The organism is Sneathiella sedimenti (assembly GCF_017313765.1).
GTDB classification, from domain to species: Bacteria; Pseudomonadota; Alphaproteobacteria; order Sneathiellales; family Sneathiellaceae; genus Sneathiella; species Sneathiella sedimenti.
This window is the reverse complement of record NZ_JAFLNC010000003.1, coordinates 431,142-447,344: the sequence shown is the minus strand read 5'-3', so window position 1 is coordinate 447,344 and position 16,203 is coordinate 431,142. Positions and strand designations below refer to the sequence as shown.

Below are 16,203 nucleotides of genomic sequence, written 5' to 3'. Positions count from 1 at the left end.
GGAAACATCGAATGAACGCCCTGGATAGAAAGAAAAAACTCGAAGAAGGCCGTAAGGAAATGACGGGCCTGGAACAACTGCAGGCCATAATTGGCGGAGGTGTCCAGCCACCGATCGGCCAGACCCTCGAATTTGAACTTTCCGAAATTTCCGCCGGTAAGGCTATTTTTACCGGGCATCCGAACGACAAACATCTGAACCCGTTGGGAACCGTCCATGGTGGTTACGCCGCCACGCTCCTAGACAGCGCGCTTGGATGTGCCATTCACACGGTTTTGGAACCCGGTGAGCGCTACACAACTGTCGATCTCAACGTCAAGTATCTGCGAGCTATGCTCCCCGGAATGGGAAAAGTTACAGCAACGGCGGAAGTTGTTCACAAAGGCCGGAAGATTGCGACGTCGGAGGCGCGGCTGGTCGGTGAAGATGGCAAGCTCTATGCCACCGGAAATACGACCTGCGCCATTTATTAACCCTACAGCGGACCTGGTAAAACGCCAAAGACCAGCGGATGTAAGAGATACAGCGCGGCGAAAAGAACGATCCCGAGTAAAAGGCGCCACCACAGCGGCTTGAAGGATAGCGTCGCGCGGCCCTGTAGAATGGCGGCAAAGGGAATGTTCGACGTACTCTCCTTATATCCTGCCCAGCCGGCCTTTAACTGACGCGCCTTTTTCGCATCGATTAAATAAGTACCGGCAACGGCAAGGAGCCCAAATGTACCGAAAAAGACAATTGATGTGATGTCCCCATTGTTCACAATATGGGCAACGGACCAGAGAGCAAAGCTCCACATCATGGGATGGCGGGTAATGGCATTTATACCCGTATAAGCGCTTTCTTTTTCAAGCAGCTTTCCGGCGCCAACTGCCGTTGGATTCGGGCTGGTAATGGCGCCGAAAAACAGAATGGAAGCGATCAGCATCAACAGCATCGCAAGATGCCGCCCGCCGTTTCCGGCGTCCCACAACATCTCCTCAACTGGAGCTGCACGATAAGCGATCACAAGCCAGATTAGGATTACCAGGGAAAGCAGGCTGAAGCACGCCATGTAGCCTTTTTCGCCTGTTTGGGATATGACCCGCTCTCGCAAAACGCTTGACGGGACGATGTGAATTAAGAGGAAAGCAAGCGCCGCGAGTATGAGTTCACCAACGGTTCCGGTCATGATCCTGCCCCACTATCTGATAATCGGATTAAGCAAGGTAGGCACCAAACCACAGATGTCAAAAGTATTTTCTGGATGAATTTGCATTTGTGCGACCTTCGTCACAAATCGCGCAGGCCGTGTTAATGACGATCCCCGTACTTGTCGACCATCCGTATCCCCTCCTCCGTCAGGCGGCAGACAAGCCAGTCGGGCTTGATAGGATTGTCAAACCAGGTTCGTACCCACCCTTTTTTCAGGCAGCTTTTAATAACAGTCTTGTTGATCTGCTGCCCGTTCGGATCGAAAAGCGGCAGCTTGCCCCCCGGCTGGTAGCGGCCAAGTCGAAGATATTTTAGTTGTGCCATGCTCGGGGGTCTTGATGCCATGGTTAAAACCTACTGCAATTCTGTTCCTGAAAAAAGACACTCTTCAGAGGTCTTGGTAAAAACGACGCTTTAATTCTTATCAAAGCCAGTTTAAAACATTGCAAACATAAACAGTGGGGGATGTCAGATGTCGATTGGCGCAGGCTATACCAAGTATTTTCCTGTTTCCTGGGAAGAATTGCACCGAAATGGTCGGGCTCTCGCCTGGCGTCTGATGGAGAAGGCTCCGTTCAAAGGCGTTATTGCAGTGACACGTGGGGGGCTCGTTCCCGCAGCCATTGTCGCCCGGGAACTCGACATCCGCCATATTGATACAGTCTGCATCGCCGCTTATCGGGACGACAGGTCAGTCGGCGAAGTAAATCTCATAAAGGGATTGGATTTGCCTGACGAGGGAGAAGGCTGGGTCATCGTGGATGATCTCGTTGATAGCGGCATTACCGCGCGCCATGTGCGAAAGATGGTGCCGAAAGCCCATTTCGCAACAATCTATGCCAAGCCGAAAGGGCTGGAGCAGGTCGATACCTTCATTACCGAAGTCAGCCAGGATACCTGGATACTCTTCCCCTGGGATCAGGCTCCCTCCTTTGTTAAGCCCATTGTAGAAGAGAATCGCGAGAGGAGTTAACGGCTTGCCGCTTAAATTTGCTGCCAACCTGAGCTTTCTCTATCAGGAAATTCCGTTCCTGGATCGTTTTGAAGCCGCCGCCAGTGACGGTTTTAAAGGCGTGGAGTATTTGTTTCCCTATGAATTCGAGGCGGCGGAAATTAAAAAGCGGCTCGACGACTATGGCCTGACGCAGGCGCTCTTCAATGTAGCCGCGGGTGATTTCAACAATGGCGAACGAGGGCTCTCGAGCCTGACCGGACGGGAGGCCGAATTTCTGGCCAGCCTTGATCAAGCAATTGAATACGCCACGGAACTGGGCTGCACCCGACTTCATGTCATGGCGGGGCTACGGGATACAACGGTTGCCGAAGAAACGCAGCTCGCCGTCTACCGGAACAACCTCCGAAAGGCCGCAGCGGTCTGCGAGAAAAGCGGGATTACGGCACTGATCGAGCCGATAAATACCCGGGATATGCCTGGCTATTTTCTCAGTAACGCAAGCATGGCGGCGGCACTGATTGAGGAAATTAATCATCCGAACCTTCGGCTGCAGTTCGATATTTATCATGTTCAGCGCACCGATGGAGATATCATCAGGCAGTATCAGAAACTGGCCCCGATCATCCGGCATATCCAGATCGCGAATCCACCCAACCGCTTTGAACCCGACAATGGCGAGATCAACTATCCTTATATTTTTGATCTGCTCGCGGCGGAAGGATATGACGGCTGGATCGGCTGCGAATATAAACCGTCGTCCAGTACCCGGGAAACGCTCGGCTGGGCGCGCGAGTTTCTGGGCGCGACTTAATAAAAGCCTTGAACTTATTGAAACTTTAAGACAATCAAGATACATCTGGTTGTTACGAATAATAAATTACTTAATAAGATAAAAACACACTGGACGTATGGCTGACCATGGCCGTCTCTGACAACTCCCGTACCGGGGAAAAAATACTCAATCCGCTTCTCACCGCGACAAGCAGCACGCCGGTCAAGCTCATAGCCTGCGCCATTGCGATTGGTCTTCTCGCTGGCTATGGCGCTGTCGGATTCCGGATCGCTATCAGCGAAATACAAAAGTTCTTTTATGGTTACGGCAGTCAGGAGATTCTCTCCCAAGCGCATACTCTGCCCTGGTGGCAGATCATGGCGGCGCCAATTGTTGGCGGACTGATTGTTGGATTGTTCTGGAAATTTATCCTGCCGGGCTATCGTGCACAGGGCGTCGCCGACGTCATGGAAGCGGTCATCGTCAATCGCGGCAAAATGAAGCTGGCGCCGGGTATCGGCGGACTGTTCGTCAATGCCCTCACTCTCGGCTGTGGCGGGTCCAGCGGACGGGAAGGCCCGGTCGTCCATTTCTGTGCCCTGATCGCCAGTCAGATCGGCCAGCGCCTGCGGCTTCCCTCAAAATATTACATGACGCTGATTGCCTGCGGCGTTTCATCCGGTGTCGCCGCTTCCTTCAACGCTCCGATCGCAGGAATGTTCTTCGCGCTTGAGGTGGTTGTCGGCTCCTTGGCAACCCAGGCCTTCGCGCCGATTGTGATAGCCTCCGTCATCGGCACAGTTATCAGCCGCGTTTATGTTGGCGATTTTCCGGCCTTTATCATTCCAAATTACCAGATTGTATCGCTCTGGGAATTCCCGGCGATCGCCCTTCTTGGCGTCGTCGCGGCGGCGGTGTCATTGCTTTTCATCTGGAGCATCGGGTTTTCTGAAAGGACCATTGACCGGTTTCATATTCCCGAAATCCTAAGACCGGCGGCAGGCGGTGTTGTTCTTGGCGCCATTGCGTTGTTCTTTCCGCAGATTATTGGGGTCGGATATGAAGCGACCGATAGTGCCCTAAAGGGTCAATATCCTCTTCTCCTGCTTCTCCTGCTCATCGTTGTGAAGACCATTGCTGTCGGTGTGACGTTCGGGGCGCGATTCGGGGGCGGCTTCTTCTCGCCTTCTCTCTTTATCGGGGCCATGACGGGCGGCGCCTTTGGCTTGATCGCGGCAACCGCATTTCCTGAAATGGCGGCAAGCCACGGGCTTTATGCCATTATAGGCATGGCTGCAGTGGCGGCCTCAATCCTTGGCGCTCCCATCTCGACGATCCTGATCGTGTTTGAACTGACGGGTGACTATAAAATCTCCATTGCCGTGATGGTGGCCGTCTCGGTCGCGACGCTGATCACCAAGCATATCTATGGGCGGAGTATCTGGCAGACCCAGCTCCTGAACCGTAATGTCGACGTTAACGAAAGCCGCGCGCTCCGCCAACTCAGCTTTTTGCAGGTTCGAGGAATCATGGACCGGGAATTTATCGAAATCCCCAAACACACACCCATGCGGGAACTTCGTAAAATCGTCAGCAATACCAACCATGACAAATTTGTCGTGGTGGAACCGGAAACCCATGAGTTTATTGGCCGGATTGACTACAGCGACCTTAAATCCGGTCTCTTCGGAGACGAGCCGCAGGAGAATGTCACCGCGCTTGACCTTGTACATGAAGACAGCCCGGTTCTCTTTCCAGATACCAGCTTGAAATCTGCGGTCGAGATAATTGAAAAAGCCGGTATTGACCATGTTCCCGTCATAAACCGGGCAAATGAACGGCGCCTTATCGGCATCCTGCATCACAAGGATCTGTTGCACGCCTACAATGCAGCCCTGCTTTCCGCCCAGGACGACGCCCGCGACAAAGTTTTCCGCTAACAACAAAGATCGAGAGTAGCTTCGACGTTATCCATGGGCTATATCATTTAGCGATGGAAGACAGGTTTGACATAGGCAGTTTTGACAACGCCGTAAATCATACAGCAACGGAAGACTTTACGTATCTTGAAGGGCTGAATAGCGGGCAACGTGCAGCGGTTGAGGCGCTGGACGGGCCTGTACTCGTGCTCGCCGGTGCCGGCACCGGAAAGACCCGCGTGCTGATCTCGCGCCTTGCGCATATCCTCAATTTACGCAATGTACGCCCTTGGGAAATTCTCGCAGTGACCTTCACCAACAAGGCCGCCGCAGAGATGCAGGAGAGAACCGCCAATATCATCGGGCCACAGGCGATTGAGATCAAGCTCGGGACCTTTCACTCTATCGGCGTCTGGCTGCTCCGCCGCCATGCAGAACTGATTGGGCTCGACAGAAATTTCAACATCCTTGATACGGATGATCAGTTGCGCCTTCTTAAACAGATCATGACCGAAGAGGGGATCGATCAGAAACGCTGGCCGCCGCGCGGTCTCGCCGCCATCATCGATCGCTGGAAAGACAAGGGCCTGCGTGCCGACCAGGTTCAGGGCGCCAACAGTTCTGAATTCGCGCATGGCAAGGCTGCCGCCCTCTATGCGATATACCAGGAACGGCTTGCGGCGCAGAATGCGTGCGATTTCGGCGATCTTTTGCTTCATGTTCTGACCCTATTTCAGAAAAACCCGGACGTCCTTGCGCTTTATCAAAATCGCTTCAAATATATCCTCGTCGATGAGTATCAGGATACAAATGTGGCGCAGTATCTTCTGCTTCGCCTGCTTGCCCAGGGTCATCGCAATATCTGTTGTGTCGGTGATGATGATCAATCGATTTACGGTTGGCGCGGTGCGGAAGTGGGCAATATCCTCAAGTTCGAGGATGATTTCCCCGGTGCAAAGGTTATCCGGCTGGAACGCAACTACCGGTCCACCTCACATATTCTGGGTGCCGCCTCCGGCCTGATTGCGCATAACGAGGGTCGGCTCGGCAAGACCCTCTTTACGGAGGGGAATGAAGGCGACCATATTGTTCTGAATGGTGTTTGGGACGGCCCGAATGAAGCCCGCTGGATCGCCGACGAGATCGAGAATCTGGAACGCAAAGGTACAAGTTTGCAGGAGATGGCCATCCTGGTCCGCGCCAGCTTCCAGACCCGCGATTTTGAAGAATGTTTTTTGAGCATGGGAATCAAGTACCGGGTCATTGGCGGCCTGCGGTTCTATGAACGGCGGGAAGTTCGCGATGTGCTGGCCTATCTCCGCGTTATCAACCAGCCAAACGACGATCTGGCGTTTGAACGGATTTATAATCTGCCCAAACGCGGCCTTGGCAACAAGGCACTGGAAAAACTGCGCGACATCAGCCGGACGGAGAATGTTTCCCTGTCCGGTGCCGCCGCAGTTGCCGTTGAGAAAGGCCTGTTCAAAGGCAAGCCCTTTGCGGCGCTAAAAGACCTGATGGCCTGTTTCGATAACTGGCGGGCACAGAAAGACCTGATCCCACTGGATGAACTGGTGGAGGCTGTCCTTGAGGAGAGCGGCTACTTCGATATGTGGCGGCAGGACAAATCGCCGGAAGCTGAAGGCAAGCGGGAAAACCTGAAAGAACTGGTCCCGGCAGTGGCGGAATATGAAAGCCTCGGCCAGTTTTTGGAGCATGTCTCGCTGGTGATGGAGAATAACGCGGATAACAGCAGCGAGATGGTCAGCCTGATGACGCTGCATTCGGCAAAGGGTCTCGAATATGACGTGGTGTTCCTACCCGGATGGGAAGAAGGCCTGTTCCCGCATCAGCGCGCCCTCGACGAGAATGGTTTAAAAGCACTTGAGGAAGAACGGCGGCTCGCCTATGTCGGCATTACCCGAGCGAAAGAGCGCTGCTATATCAGCCATGCCAGCAACCGCCGTATTCACGGCCAATGGCAATCCTCCCTGCCAAGCCGGTTTATTGACGAGCTTCCGCGGGATCATATTGCAGATCAGTCGGATCAGGGGATATATAACAGTACGCGCCGAAGCGAAGGCTTCTCCCATACGAGTTGGCGGAATCCCGAAAGCTCCCACCTTGCGGAGATTCTGGATAAACGCGCGCGCGCCAACCAGCAGTTTATCGATAACAGCACCAAACCCGTTTCACAAACCAGCGAAGGCGATGGTTTCGCGGTCGGCACCCGAATCTTTCACCAGAAATTCGGCTATGGCCGCATTGTCCGAAAGGACGGCCCAAAACTGGAAATCGCGTTTGAAAAAGCGGGCATCAAGAAAGTGATGGAAAATTTTGTCCAAGCAGCCTGAGTGCCCCCTTTGGCAACTCACCCTCACCCTGCCGTTCGAGCAGGTAGAGAACATCACCGATATTTTTGAGGAACACGCGCTGACGGTTTCGATGGAAGAAGCAGTGAGCGACGGTTCTCTCTGGCGTCTCGACATTCTCTTTTCCGAGGAACCTCCCAGCGCCCTTCTTGACCAGCTGCCTTCCGAGCACAGCTTCGAATTCGCACCTCTCGTGCAGAAGGACTGGGTGAGCGAAAGCCAGAGAATGTTACCGCCAGTCGATGCAGGCCGATTTTACATTCATGGCTCGCATGATGCGCCGCATCCTGCACGCTCCCGCTACAACCTGTTGATCGATGCAGGGGCAGCATTCGGAACCGGGTTGCATGAGACGACATATGGCTGTCTCGTCGCTCTCGACAATTTGCGGAAGAGCCGGGACTTCAGGAACCCGCTCGACCTGGGATGCGGGTCCGGCGTCCTTGCGCTGGCGATTGCAAAAGCCTGGAAAACTCCGGTGATCGCCAGTGATATTGACGTTGCCGCAGTTAACGTGACCCGCGCCAATGCCGAGAGAAATCGCCTTGCGCCGCTGGTAACAGCCGTTCATGCCGCCGGCCTGAACAGCCGGATACTCAATAGCCGCGCGCCTTACGACTTGATTGTCGCCAATATCCTGGCCTGGCCGCTGGTTAAAATGGCGCCCGGTATATGCGACGCCCTCAGCAGTAACGGCGTGCTGGTCCTCTCAGGGCTTCTAGGATCACAGGAAGTTATGGTGAGAAGCGCCTATCTTCAGCAGGGGCTAAGGCTCAAGCGCCGCTATTCAATAGGCAGTTGGACCGCGCTGGTCCTTGGCCGGTAATGCCCGGCGGAAGTTTATGCAGCCGACCCGCCTACAATATGGGGAGGCGAAGGCAGGTCGGCTGCGAACGATCAACCGGCTTTACGGTGATCGTTTGTGTTGCTTGGCCGTTCAAGGTTATCATTCGCACGATAGTTGCGATGACCTTTGACGGCGGCTTCGATTTCGCTTCTTGTCAATCCAATGTCGGCAAGTTCGCGAGAGTTCATAGACATCAGGTGAACATATGCTGCCCGAGAAGTCTGTGCTTCCATGAACCTGGTTGCCAGGGTTGTCCAGAAACCTTTTTTCTGACTTGCTTCCATCTCTTTGCGTCCTTCAACGGCCCGATCAATTTCATTGCGGGTAATACCAATATCCTTCAGTTCGCGTTCAGACATGCTGTAAAGCGCACTTTTGGCTAGCTGAATTTCACGATTGCGCAAGAATTTACCGACAGTCGTCTGATACAGGTTTGACAGTTTTTCGGTAAAATACTGGCTTCTCAACTCATGTGCTCTTCTGATGTATGTATCAGCATCGATACGTATTTTGTTGGTGTTGACGGGCTCGATCAATGCGAGCGCTTCAATCTCTTGTTTTCCATAGCTAATCATGTTGCTACTCCTTGAGTTCCATTCGCCCGACAAAGCGGACAGATATTAACGCTTGTTACTTTTATTCGTTGGGTAAAAGCAGTTTTCATTTACTGCCTTACCGGTAATTCCGTGGCCGTCGTTGACCGTCTTCCCGAAGGGGCCCATCGCCAAATCAACAACAGCGGTATTCTGTTCAGTGGCAAGGCGCATACGTTTTCGCAAGGATTGCAGCAGACCCGAAAGGCCGAAGTGCCGATTTACCGACATGCTGTCAAACCGGGCGCCCATTACCGGGCCATATTGCAATTGCAATGCATCACCGTATTTTTCGTTTCTTGCGAACATTTCACTTTCCTTACCAAGCAATCTTGATGACGCATATATTGCACCGCACACATTAAAAAACAATGACTTACATCACATATTTGCCCGCAAAGAACGAAATGGTGCTCTGCAAAAAATGCATAGCTCTCGTTGCACTCATGCTAAAAAAGCGCCATATTTCTGATTAGAACCTCTATATTTTCAGGAGGTTGCCATATTTCAGGACTTATCCCATGGAAACTGCCAAGTTAGAACAAGCCGTCGCCACACTGCTGCCTCACCACGACAAAGATGAGGCCATAAAAATATTGCGCGCCTCGGCGGCAGCCCCTCCGCGTGCCGATGAAAATCTGTTGCTCGAGCAGCTTTTTCCGAGACTTGAACAGGACGCGGCGCGGGAACTTGAAATGATCAGAGAAGAATTGCGCCGGGAAATCCGTGCCATCGTCCTCAATCCTGGCGCCTCTGGCGAACGGCTGCAGAAATTGCGTAAAGAGATGGCGGCGGAAAATGTCGACGGCTTTATCGTGCCGCTTAATGATGAATTTCATGGAGAGGCGGCACCGGCGGCGGCTGAACGGCTCAAATGGCTGACAGGATTTACCGGATCGGCGGGTGTAGCGGCGGTCTTGAAGGATGCCGCGGCTATTTTCGTCGATGGGCGTTATACCCTTCAGGTGAAGAATGAGGTAGATGTGGCGCTCTTTACGCCTCGCCATGTAAGTGACGAACCGATGAGCGCCTGGTTGGCCGAGAATATGAGCGCGGGTGAAACGCTCGCCGTCGATCCATGGTTGCATACTGAAAATAATATGTCGTCGCTCAAAAAGGTTACGGCGGATATGGGCGTTCAGTTAAAATCTGTCTCTCAAAACCTGATCGACAGGGCATGGGAAGATCGCCCCCCGACTCCTCTCGCGCTCGTCCAGCCGCAGAAAGAGCGTTTTGCCGGAGAAAGTTCTTCCAGCAAGCGCAATCGTATTGCCGCCAAGCTCGCGGAGAAAAAAATCGACGCGATCATCCACACGCTGCCGGATGTCATTGCATGGCTCCTGAATATCCGTGGCGCAGACCTTCCCTGTACCCCTTTTGCGCTCGGATTTGCAATCACCCACCAAGACGCCACTGTCGACTTGTTCATGGAAGAGAAAAAATTCACGCCCTCAATGCGTGAGCATCTTGGAAATATGGTGCGCCTGCACTCCCCCACTGAATTTGAACAGGCATTGCAAGCTCTGCAGGGTAAAAAGGTGCAAATCGATCCAACCGTCACCAGCCAGCATATTGTTGACCAGCTGACAAAGGCGAAGGCTTTGATTACCCGCGCTGAAGACATTTGCCTGTTACCAAAAGCGACAAAGAACGCGGTTGAGGTGGAGGGAACGCGTCGTGCCCATATTCGTGATGGAGCAGCCGTTGCAAAGTTCCTGCACTGGCTTTCTGTCAATGGGCCGGCAGGTAAGGTGGATGAGCTTTCCGCGGAAGCCAGGCTCCGCGCCTTTCGGGAAAGCGGGGAGAACTTTCGTGATTTGAGCTTTAATACCATTTCAGGAGCCGGGCCAAATGGCGCCATCGTTCATTACAGGGCGAACGAGGCGTCAAACCGGCTCCTGGAACCCGGATCGCTCTATCTCGTCGACAGCGGCGCGCAATATCTGGATGGTACAACCGATATCACCCGGACCATTGCCATAGGTGAGCCAAGCGCTGAAATGCGCCATCGTTTCACGCTGGTTCTGAAAGGGCATATCGCGCTAGCAACCGCACTCTTTCCCAAGGGGACGACCGGAAGCCAGCTTGATACCCTCGCCCGCGCGCCTCTCTGGTCGGCTGGGCTAGACTATGATCATGGAACTGGTCACGGCGTCGGCAGTTATCTGTCAGTCCATGAGGGACCGCAGCGGATATCAAAGGCGCCAAGCACTGTCGCCCTTGTGCCGGGCATGATTATTTCCAATGAGCCCGGTTATTATAAGACCGGTTCTTACGGGATACGGATCGAGAATCTGGTGACGGTTCGGGAAGTCCCCCCACCGGAAGGAGCAGAGCGCGTGACCTACGGGTTCGAGACCTTGACCTTCGCACCGATTGACAAGACCCTTGTTGAGAAAAGCCTGCTGACCGACAGCGAAATCGCATGGCTGAACAGCTATCATTATGAGGTCCGTGAAAAACTCGAACCGCTTATAGAGGGGGATGTCGCAGAATGGCTGCGTCTGGCCACGGCACCGCTATAATTGCCTGCCTGGTCTATGCCTTAATCAGATCCAGCCATTCCTGTTCATTAAGAACAGTAACGCCGAGTTCCTTTGCCTTCTTCAGCTTTGACCCGGCATTCGCACCAGCGACGAGATAGTCCGTCTTGGCTGAGATGGACCCGCTGACCTTGGCGCCAAGCCCTTCGGCCTTCGCCTTCATCTCCTGCCGGGTCATCAGTTCCAGCGTGCCGGTAAAGACGACGGTCTTTCCGGCAACAACACTGTCCTGTAACGGGGCTTCAAAGTCGGTAACCGCAATCTCGCCAAGCAGGTCATCGAGCATCTCCTGATTTCGTTCCTCTTGGAAGAATTCGGTCACGGCATCGGCAACAGCCGCGCCAATTCCATCGATATGCAGAAGGTCACTATAGGCGTCCCCGGCAGCCTCCCCCGTCTCACTGAGCCGCTCCCGCAAGCTCGCGAAGCTAAGGTAATTTCTGGCAAGAAGACGCGCATTCCCCTGGCCTATATGACGGATACCCAGCGCATAGATAAACCGATCGAGCGTAATTTGCCGCCGCTCGTCAATCGCATCAAACAAATTGCGCGTTGCTTTCTCGCCGAACCCTTCCCGGTTCTTTATCCGCGTCAGGTTCCCGTCAGCGCTGTCCCGCTTTTCCAGCGTGAAAATATCGGCGGGGCTCCGGATCAGGCCATCCTCATAAAAGGTTTCGACCAGTTTCGCACCGAGACCCTCAATATCCAACGCATTGCGGGAAACGAAATGCTTGAGGCGTTCAACAGCCTGCGCACGGCAGATCAGACCACCGGTACAGCGACGGACCGCATCTTCCTTGCCGGTATTTTCGTTTATTTCCTTGACTGCATGGCTGCCACAGATCGGACATGTGGTTGGAAACTCGTAAGCCACACTATCCTCCGGCCGCTTATCGAGGACAACTTCAACCACTTGCGGGATGACATCGCCTGCACGCTGGATGACCACCGTATCGCCTATACGAACATCCTTGCGGCGGATCTCATCCTCATTATGCAATGTCGCGTTGGAAACCACCACACCACCGACGGTCACCGGACGAAGCCGAGCAACAGGCGTGAGCGCGCCGGTACGACCAACCTGGATCTCAATATCTTCTATGATGGTGGTGGCCTGTTCCGCCGGGAATTTATGGGCGATTGCCCAGCGCGGGCTGCGGCTGACGAATCCAAGACGATCCTGCCATTCCAGCCGATTGACCTTGAAGACGACCCCGTCAATGTCATAATCCAGCGTCGCCCGAAGCTCCTCAATCTTACGGTAGGCGTCGATTGCTTCCTCCATATTGACGCAGACCCTTGAAAGCGGATTGACGGAGAACCCCCACTCCTTGAAAGCAGCCAATACTTCCGACTGTGTCTTGCCGGGAACGGCGCTCACCTCCCCCCAGGCATAGGCAAAAAACCGCAGATTGCGGGATTTGGTGATCGCGTAATCAAGCTGGCGCAGGCTGCCCGCCGCCGCGTTTCTAGGGTTGGCGAAAATCTTCCCGCCATTTTCTGACTGCGCCGCATTGAGCGCGAGGAAATCAGACTTCGACATATAGACTTCACCGCGTATCTCAAAGATATCCGGAACGGGTGCCTGATCGCCGGATAGCTCGAGCGGCAAATCCGTAACCCCGCGGAGATTACCGGTTATGTCTTCTCCCTCCTGACCGTCTCCCCGTGTAGCGCCCTTGACGAATATTCCATTTTCATATCTCAGGCTGGCAGAAAGCCCATCAATTTTAGGCTCCGCGAAAAAAGCGACATCCTCGCGCGCATCCAGCCCGAGAAATCGGCGAATACGTCCCTCAAACTCGCGCAGTTCATCATTGCTGAAGGCGTTATCCAGGGACAACATGGGAATCTTGTGGCGGACCTTGCCAAACCCCTTGGCTGGCATGACACCAACACTCTGAGATGGGCTATCCGGCGTTATCAGCTCCGGAAACCGCACTTCCAGCGCCAGAAGCTTCTGCCGCAACCGATCATATTCCGCGTCGGAGACAACCGGGGCATCCTTGGAATAATATGCGACGTCATGGGCCTTTATTTCCTTAGCCAGCCTATCATGTTCGCTCTTCGCTTCTTCCGATGTCAGATTTTCTACGTCCACTAGACTATCCCTCAATTAGGCTTAGCGCTGCCGCCCGGGCTTCCTCAGTGATAATAGCCCCTGACAGCATCCGGGCGATCTCCTCTGTCCGCTCCGCAGGGTCGAGCCGGTCAACGGACGTGACCGTCGCGTCGTTTACTTCGGCTTTACGGATGTTCCAGTGCGCCTCGCCCGAGGCCGCAACTTGCGGTGAATGTGTTACGACGAGAACCTGCAGGTCTTCGGCAAGGCGACGCAAGCGCTCTCCCACGGCATCAGCCGTCGCGCCGCCGACACCACGGTCCACCTCGTCAAAGATCAGGGTCGGTGCGGAACCCGCACGGGCCAGCACAACTTTCAGCGCCAGCATGAAACGGGACAGCTCGCCCCCTGAGGCAATCTTGATTAACGGTCCGGCAGCGCTTCCCGGGTTGGTCGCAATCAGGAACGCCACCTTATCAAACCCACAAGGGCCCCAGTTCGCATCAGGAAGATCACTTACGTCTGTAGTGAACTTTGCAGCCCCGAGCTTTAACGGCTCGAGCTCGACCATCACGGCCTGATCCATCTCCAGCGCTGCGGCTCGTCTTTTTTCACTCAGCGCTTTTGCCGCAGTAACGTATTTCTCGCGTGCTTCGGCAGCCGCGGCACGGAGGCTCCCAATCTCCCGATCTCCCTCCTCCAGTGCACGCAGACGGGCGGCGAACCCGTCCAACAATTTCGGCAGGTCCACGACTTCGCATTTATGTTTACGTGCCGCAGCTCGAAGGGCGAACAACCGCTCCTCCACGACCTCGAGCCCGGCGGGATCCATGTCCAGATCCCCGGCAACGGAATTGATAACCATCTGCGCTTCCGCCATTTCGATCGCGGCCCGCTCAAGGCTTTCCAGTACCGGATCAAGCTTGCCTGACGCCTTTTCAATTACCCGCTCGACCGCGCGGGTCGCGGCTCGAATCCGGTTTTCCACACCCCCATGCTCTGCCAGTGCTTTTTCCGCATCCCGCAGGGCTTCGGCGATTTTTTCGGCATGCATCAGGTTGGAGCGCTGCACGGCCAACGCCTCTTCCTCCCCTTCCTCGGGCGCAAGCTCCGTCAGTTCCTCAACCACATGTCGAAAATAGTCCTCATCAACACGAGCCTGCTCTATCTCACGCAGGGCACGTTCAAGATTTTCGTTTGCCTTCTGGAAGGTTTCGTAAAGACGGCCAACCGCGACCACTTCTTTTTCCAGGCGCGCGTACTGGTCGAGCAATGCGCGGTGTCCCCGCGCGTCTAGCAGGCCGCGCTCTGCGTTCTGGCCGTGGATTTCAACAAGCGCCTCACCGACAGTCCGCAGCAAACTGGCGCTTACCGCCTGATCATTGATACTGGCGCGGCTGCGGCCATCCGAACTGAGCGTTCGCCGAAGAATGAGCGGCTCACCAGACTCCACCTCGATATCTCCAAGCATGGAGAACACCGGATGCGTCGGGACCAGGGAAAATTCCGCCGTGACCGAGCCCTGCTCCGTCCCGACGCGGACAAGACCCGCATCCGCACGAACGCCGAGCGCCAAGGCAAGGCTGTCCAGCAAAATGGACTTGCCTGCCCCGGTCTCCCCCGTAAGGACGCACAGCCCGCGTTCAAAGGAAATGTCCAGCTTGTCGATCAGAACAATATTGCGGATGGAGAGTTTTTCCAGCATGCCTGACCGACGGTTAAAAGACAGATTTCCAGGCCTTCACGATCCAGGAATCTTCATTCGCTACCGGCTTCAGATAATTCTGATCGAGAAGGGCATAGGAATCCTGATACCATTCACTGCCCGGGAAGTTATATCCAAGGACGGCGGCGGCCGTTTGGGCTTCCTCCGTGATACCCAACGTTAGGTATGCTTCTGTCAAACGGTGAAGCGCCTCCGGGACATGGGTGGTAGTTTGGTATTGCTCGACGACGATACGAAAACGGTTGATCGCCCCGATCATGTATTTTTGTCCAAGATAATAACGGCCAATCGCCATTTCCTTGCCGGCCAGATGGTCCCGGGTCAGGTCTATCTTGAGCCGGGCATCCTGTGCATATTCCGTATTGGGAAAGCGCCGCACAAGGTTCTGCAACGCATCCAATGCCTGTCGGGTCACCTTCTGGTCGCGCTCTACCCCGGTGATTTGCTCATAATAGGAGATAGCGACAAGATAATAGGCGTAGGCGACATCCTTGTTGCCGGGGTGCAATTCAATAAATCGCTCGGCGGCCAATATCGCTTGATCATATTCGTTGCTTTGATAATAGGCAAAGGCAGACATAATCTGGGCCTTGGTCGACCAGACGGAATAAGGATGCTGTCGCTCCACCTCGTCAAAGCCTTTTGCTGCCTCGAAATAGTTTTCACTATTCAGGTCCGCGAGCGCCTGGTTGTACAGCTCTTCCACCGGTCGCTCCACATAGGCTTCCGGTTCATTTGAACTGCAGCCGGCAACCAGTATTAAAAGCAGGAGACCGCTCAGCGCTCTGCCAACGCTTGAATTGAAATGATATTGCAACTTGTCCCTCTTGGTTCAACGCCGACTATATTCGGATGCCGGAGCATTTTATCCAAACAGCTCGCTTAGGGGAAGTTATGGTTTCAGATTTCTTCCATGCCCAGTCGGCCAATCTCGAAATACGATAGTTTGAATATTGTGAATTTGGCAACTTCCGAATTGTATATTTTCTACCCGAAATAAATAGCAGTAACAAATTTCGCACCGATAAAATTATTTTATCTAATTATTGTTAGATTTTATGTATTTTCTTTTTTCATTGTCATGTGATACATTACTTATAAGGGTGGAACGACTGTTCGATTTTCTCCTATAATAATATAATAATTTCATCGAATGGTTGGCGCCACCCTCGGCTGCAATACAACTAATAAAATAATTTGATGACTTAGAAAGGTACCAAACG

14 protein-coding genes are annotated in these 16,203 nt (G+C 53.9%); 7 read left to right on the top strand and 7 right to left on the bottom strand.

Annotated elements, in window-relative coordinates:
• Positions 1-11 precede the first annotated feature (11 nt).
• Positions 12-473, top strand: coding sequence for a PaaI family thioesterase (locus J0X12_RS11405; RefSeq protein WP_207045782.1), 462 nt, complete (start codon positions 12-14; stop codon positions 471-473).
• A 2-nt stretch (positions 474-475) separates the two neighbouring features.
• On the opposite strand, the gene J0X12_RS11400 is transcribed toward J0X12_RS11405, so the two are convergent.
• Both J0X12_RS11400 and J0X12_RS11395 read right to left on the bottom strand, forming a co-directional pair.
• Positions 476-1,168 (bottom strand): NnrU family protein, encoded by a 693-nt coding sequence (locus tag J0X12_RS11400; RefSeq protein WP_207045780.1) that lies wholly within the window; start codon positions 1,166-1,168, stop codon positions 476-478.
• A gap of 122 nt (positions 1,169-1,290) precedes the next feature.
• Complete coding sequence (locus J0X12_RS11395; RefSeq protein ID WP_207045778.1) at positions 1,291-1,536, bottom strand: hypothetical protein; 246 nt, start codon at positions 1,534-1,536, stop codon at positions 1,291-1,293.
• A gap of 127 nt (positions 1,537-1,663) precedes the next feature.
• Here J0X12_RS11395 and gpt point away from each other — a divergent pair, with 127 nt between their 5' ends.
• From gpt to J0X12_RS11370, 5 genes are all read left to right on the top strand, one after another.
• Positions 1,664-2,164 (top strand): xanthine phosphoribosyltransferase, encoded by a 501-nt coding sequence (gpt, locus tag J0X12_RS11390; RefSeq protein WP_207045776.1) that lies wholly within the window; start codon positions 1,664-1,666, stop codon positions 2,162-2,164.
• 4 nt (positions 2,165-2,168) lie between these two features.
• Positions 2,169-2,957, top strand: coding sequence for a 2-oxo-tetronate isomerase (gene otnI, locus J0X12_RS11385; RefSeq protein ID WP_207045774.1), 789 nt, complete (start codon positions 2,169-2,171; stop codon positions 2,955-2,957).
• A 107-nt stretch (positions 2,958-3,064) separates the two neighbouring features.
• Positions 3,065-4,858: a chloride channel protein gene (locus tag J0X12_RS11380; RefSeq protein WP_207045772.1), complete on the top strand. Its 1,794-nt coding sequence runs from the start codon at positions 3,065-3,067 to the stop codon at positions 4,856-4,858.
• 53 nt (positions 4,859-4,911) lie between these two features.
• Positions 4,912-7,191 (top strand): ATP-dependent helicase, encoded by a 2,280-nt coding sequence (locus J0X12_RS11375; RefSeq protein WP_207045770.1) that lies wholly within the window; start codon positions 4,912-4,914, stop codon positions 7,189-7,191.
• Positions 7,175-8,035: a 50S ribosomal protein L11 methyltransferase gene (locus J0X12_RS11370; protein WP_207045768.1), complete on the top strand. Its 861-nt coding sequence runs from the start codon at positions 7,175-7,177 to the stop codon at positions 8,033-8,035. The genes J0X12_RS11375 and J0X12_RS11370 overlap by 17 nt, the downstream gene beginning before the upstream one ends.
• Positions 8,036-8,106: 71 nt before the next feature.
• Here J0X12_RS11370 and J0X12_RS11365 read toward each other — a convergent pair whose 3' ends face one another.
• Together J0X12_RS11365 and J0X12_RS11360 are read right to left on the bottom strand one after the other, a co-directional pair.
• A complete protein-coding gene (locus J0X12_RS11365; RefSeq protein ID WP_207045766.1) occupies positions 8,107-8,631 on the bottom strand; it encodes a DUF1127 domain-containing protein in 525 nt (174 codons plus the stop codon).
• Between the two features lie 45 nt (positions 8,632-8,676).
• Positions 8,677-8,958 carry a hypothetical protein gene (locus J0X12_RS11360; protein ID WP_207045764.1) on the bottom strand — a complete coding sequence of 94 codons (282 nt, stop codon included), beginning with the start codon at positions 8,956-8,958 and terminating at the stop codon, positions 8,677-8,679.
• Between the two features lie 212 nt (positions 8,959-9,170).
• Between J0X12_RS11360 and J0X12_RS11355 the strand changes: the two genes are divergently transcribed.
• A complete protein-coding gene (locus J0X12_RS11355) occupies positions 9,171-11,174 on the top strand; it encodes an aminopeptidase P family protein (protein ID WP_207045762.1) in 2,004 nt (667 codons plus the stop codon).
• A 13-nt stretch (positions 11,175-11,187) separates the two neighbouring features.
• On the opposite strand, the gene ligA is transcribed toward J0X12_RS11355, so the two are convergent.
• From ligA to J0X12_RS11340, 3 genes are read right to left on the bottom strand one after another with little or no spacing between them, the layout of a single operon-like run.
• On the bottom strand, positions 11,188-13,293 hold the full coding sequence (gene ligA / locus J0X12_RS11350) for an NAD-dependent DNA ligase LigA (protein ID WP_207045760.1): 2,106 nt from the start codon (positions 13,291-13,293) through the stop codon (positions 11,188-11,190).
• A 4-nt stretch (positions 13,294-13,297) separates the two neighbouring features.
• A complete protein-coding gene (recN, locus tag J0X12_RS11345) occupies positions 13,298-14,959 on the bottom strand; it encodes a DNA repair protein RecN (RefSeq protein ID WP_207045758.1) in 1,662 nt (553 codons plus the stop codon).
• A 13-nt stretch (positions 14,960-14,972) separates the two neighbouring features.
• On the bottom strand, positions 14,973-15,797 hold the full coding sequence (locus J0X12_RS11340) for an outer membrane protein assembly factor BamD (protein WP_207045756.1): 825 nt from the start codon (positions 15,795-15,797) through the stop codon (positions 14,973-14,975).
• Positions 15,798-16,203 lie beyond the last annotated feature (406 nt).

Excerpts from the sequence above, each read along its gene's own strand:
- J0X12_RS11405 (WP_207045782.1), top strand. The coding sequence starts at position 12 with ATGAACGCCCTGGATAGAAAGAAAAAACTCGAAGAAGGCCGTAAGGAA.
- J0X12_RS11400 (WP_207045780.1), bottom strand. The coding sequence starts at position 1,168 with ATGACCGGAACCGTTGGTGAACTCATACTCGCGGCGCTTGCTTTCCTC.
- J0X12_RS11395 (WP_207045778.1), bottom strand. The coding sequence starts at position 1,536 with ATGGCATCAAGACCCCCGAGCATGGCACAACTAAAATATCTTCGACTT.
- gpt (WP_207045776.1), top strand. The coding sequence starts at position 1,664 with ATGTCGATTGGCGCAGGCTATACCAAGTATTTTCCTGTTTCCTGGGAA.
- J0X12_RS11380 (WP_207045772.1), top strand. The coding sequence starts at position 3,065 with ATGGCCGTCTCTGACAACTCCCGTACCGGGGAAAAAATACTCAATCCG.
- J0X12_RS11375 (WP_207045770.1), top strand. The coding sequence starts at position 4,912 with ATGGAAGACAGGTTTGACATAGGCAGTTTTGACAACGCCGTAAATCAT.
- J0X12_RS11365 (WP_207045766.1), bottom strand. The coding sequence starts at position 8,631 with ATGATTAGCTATGGAAAACAAGAGATTGAAGCGCTCGCATTGATCGAG.
- J0X12_RS11360 (WP_207045764.1), bottom strand. The coding sequence starts at position 8,958 with ATGTTCGCAAGAAACGAAAAATACGGTGATGCATTGCAATTGCAATAT.
- J0X12_RS11355 (WP_207045762.1), top strand. The coding sequence starts at position 9,171 with ATGGAAACTGCCAAGTTAGAACAAGCCGTCGCCACACTGCTGCCTCAC.
- recN (WP_207045758.1), bottom strand. The coding sequence starts at position 14,959 with ATGCTGGAAAAACTCTCCATCCGCAATATTGTTCTGATCGACAAGCTG.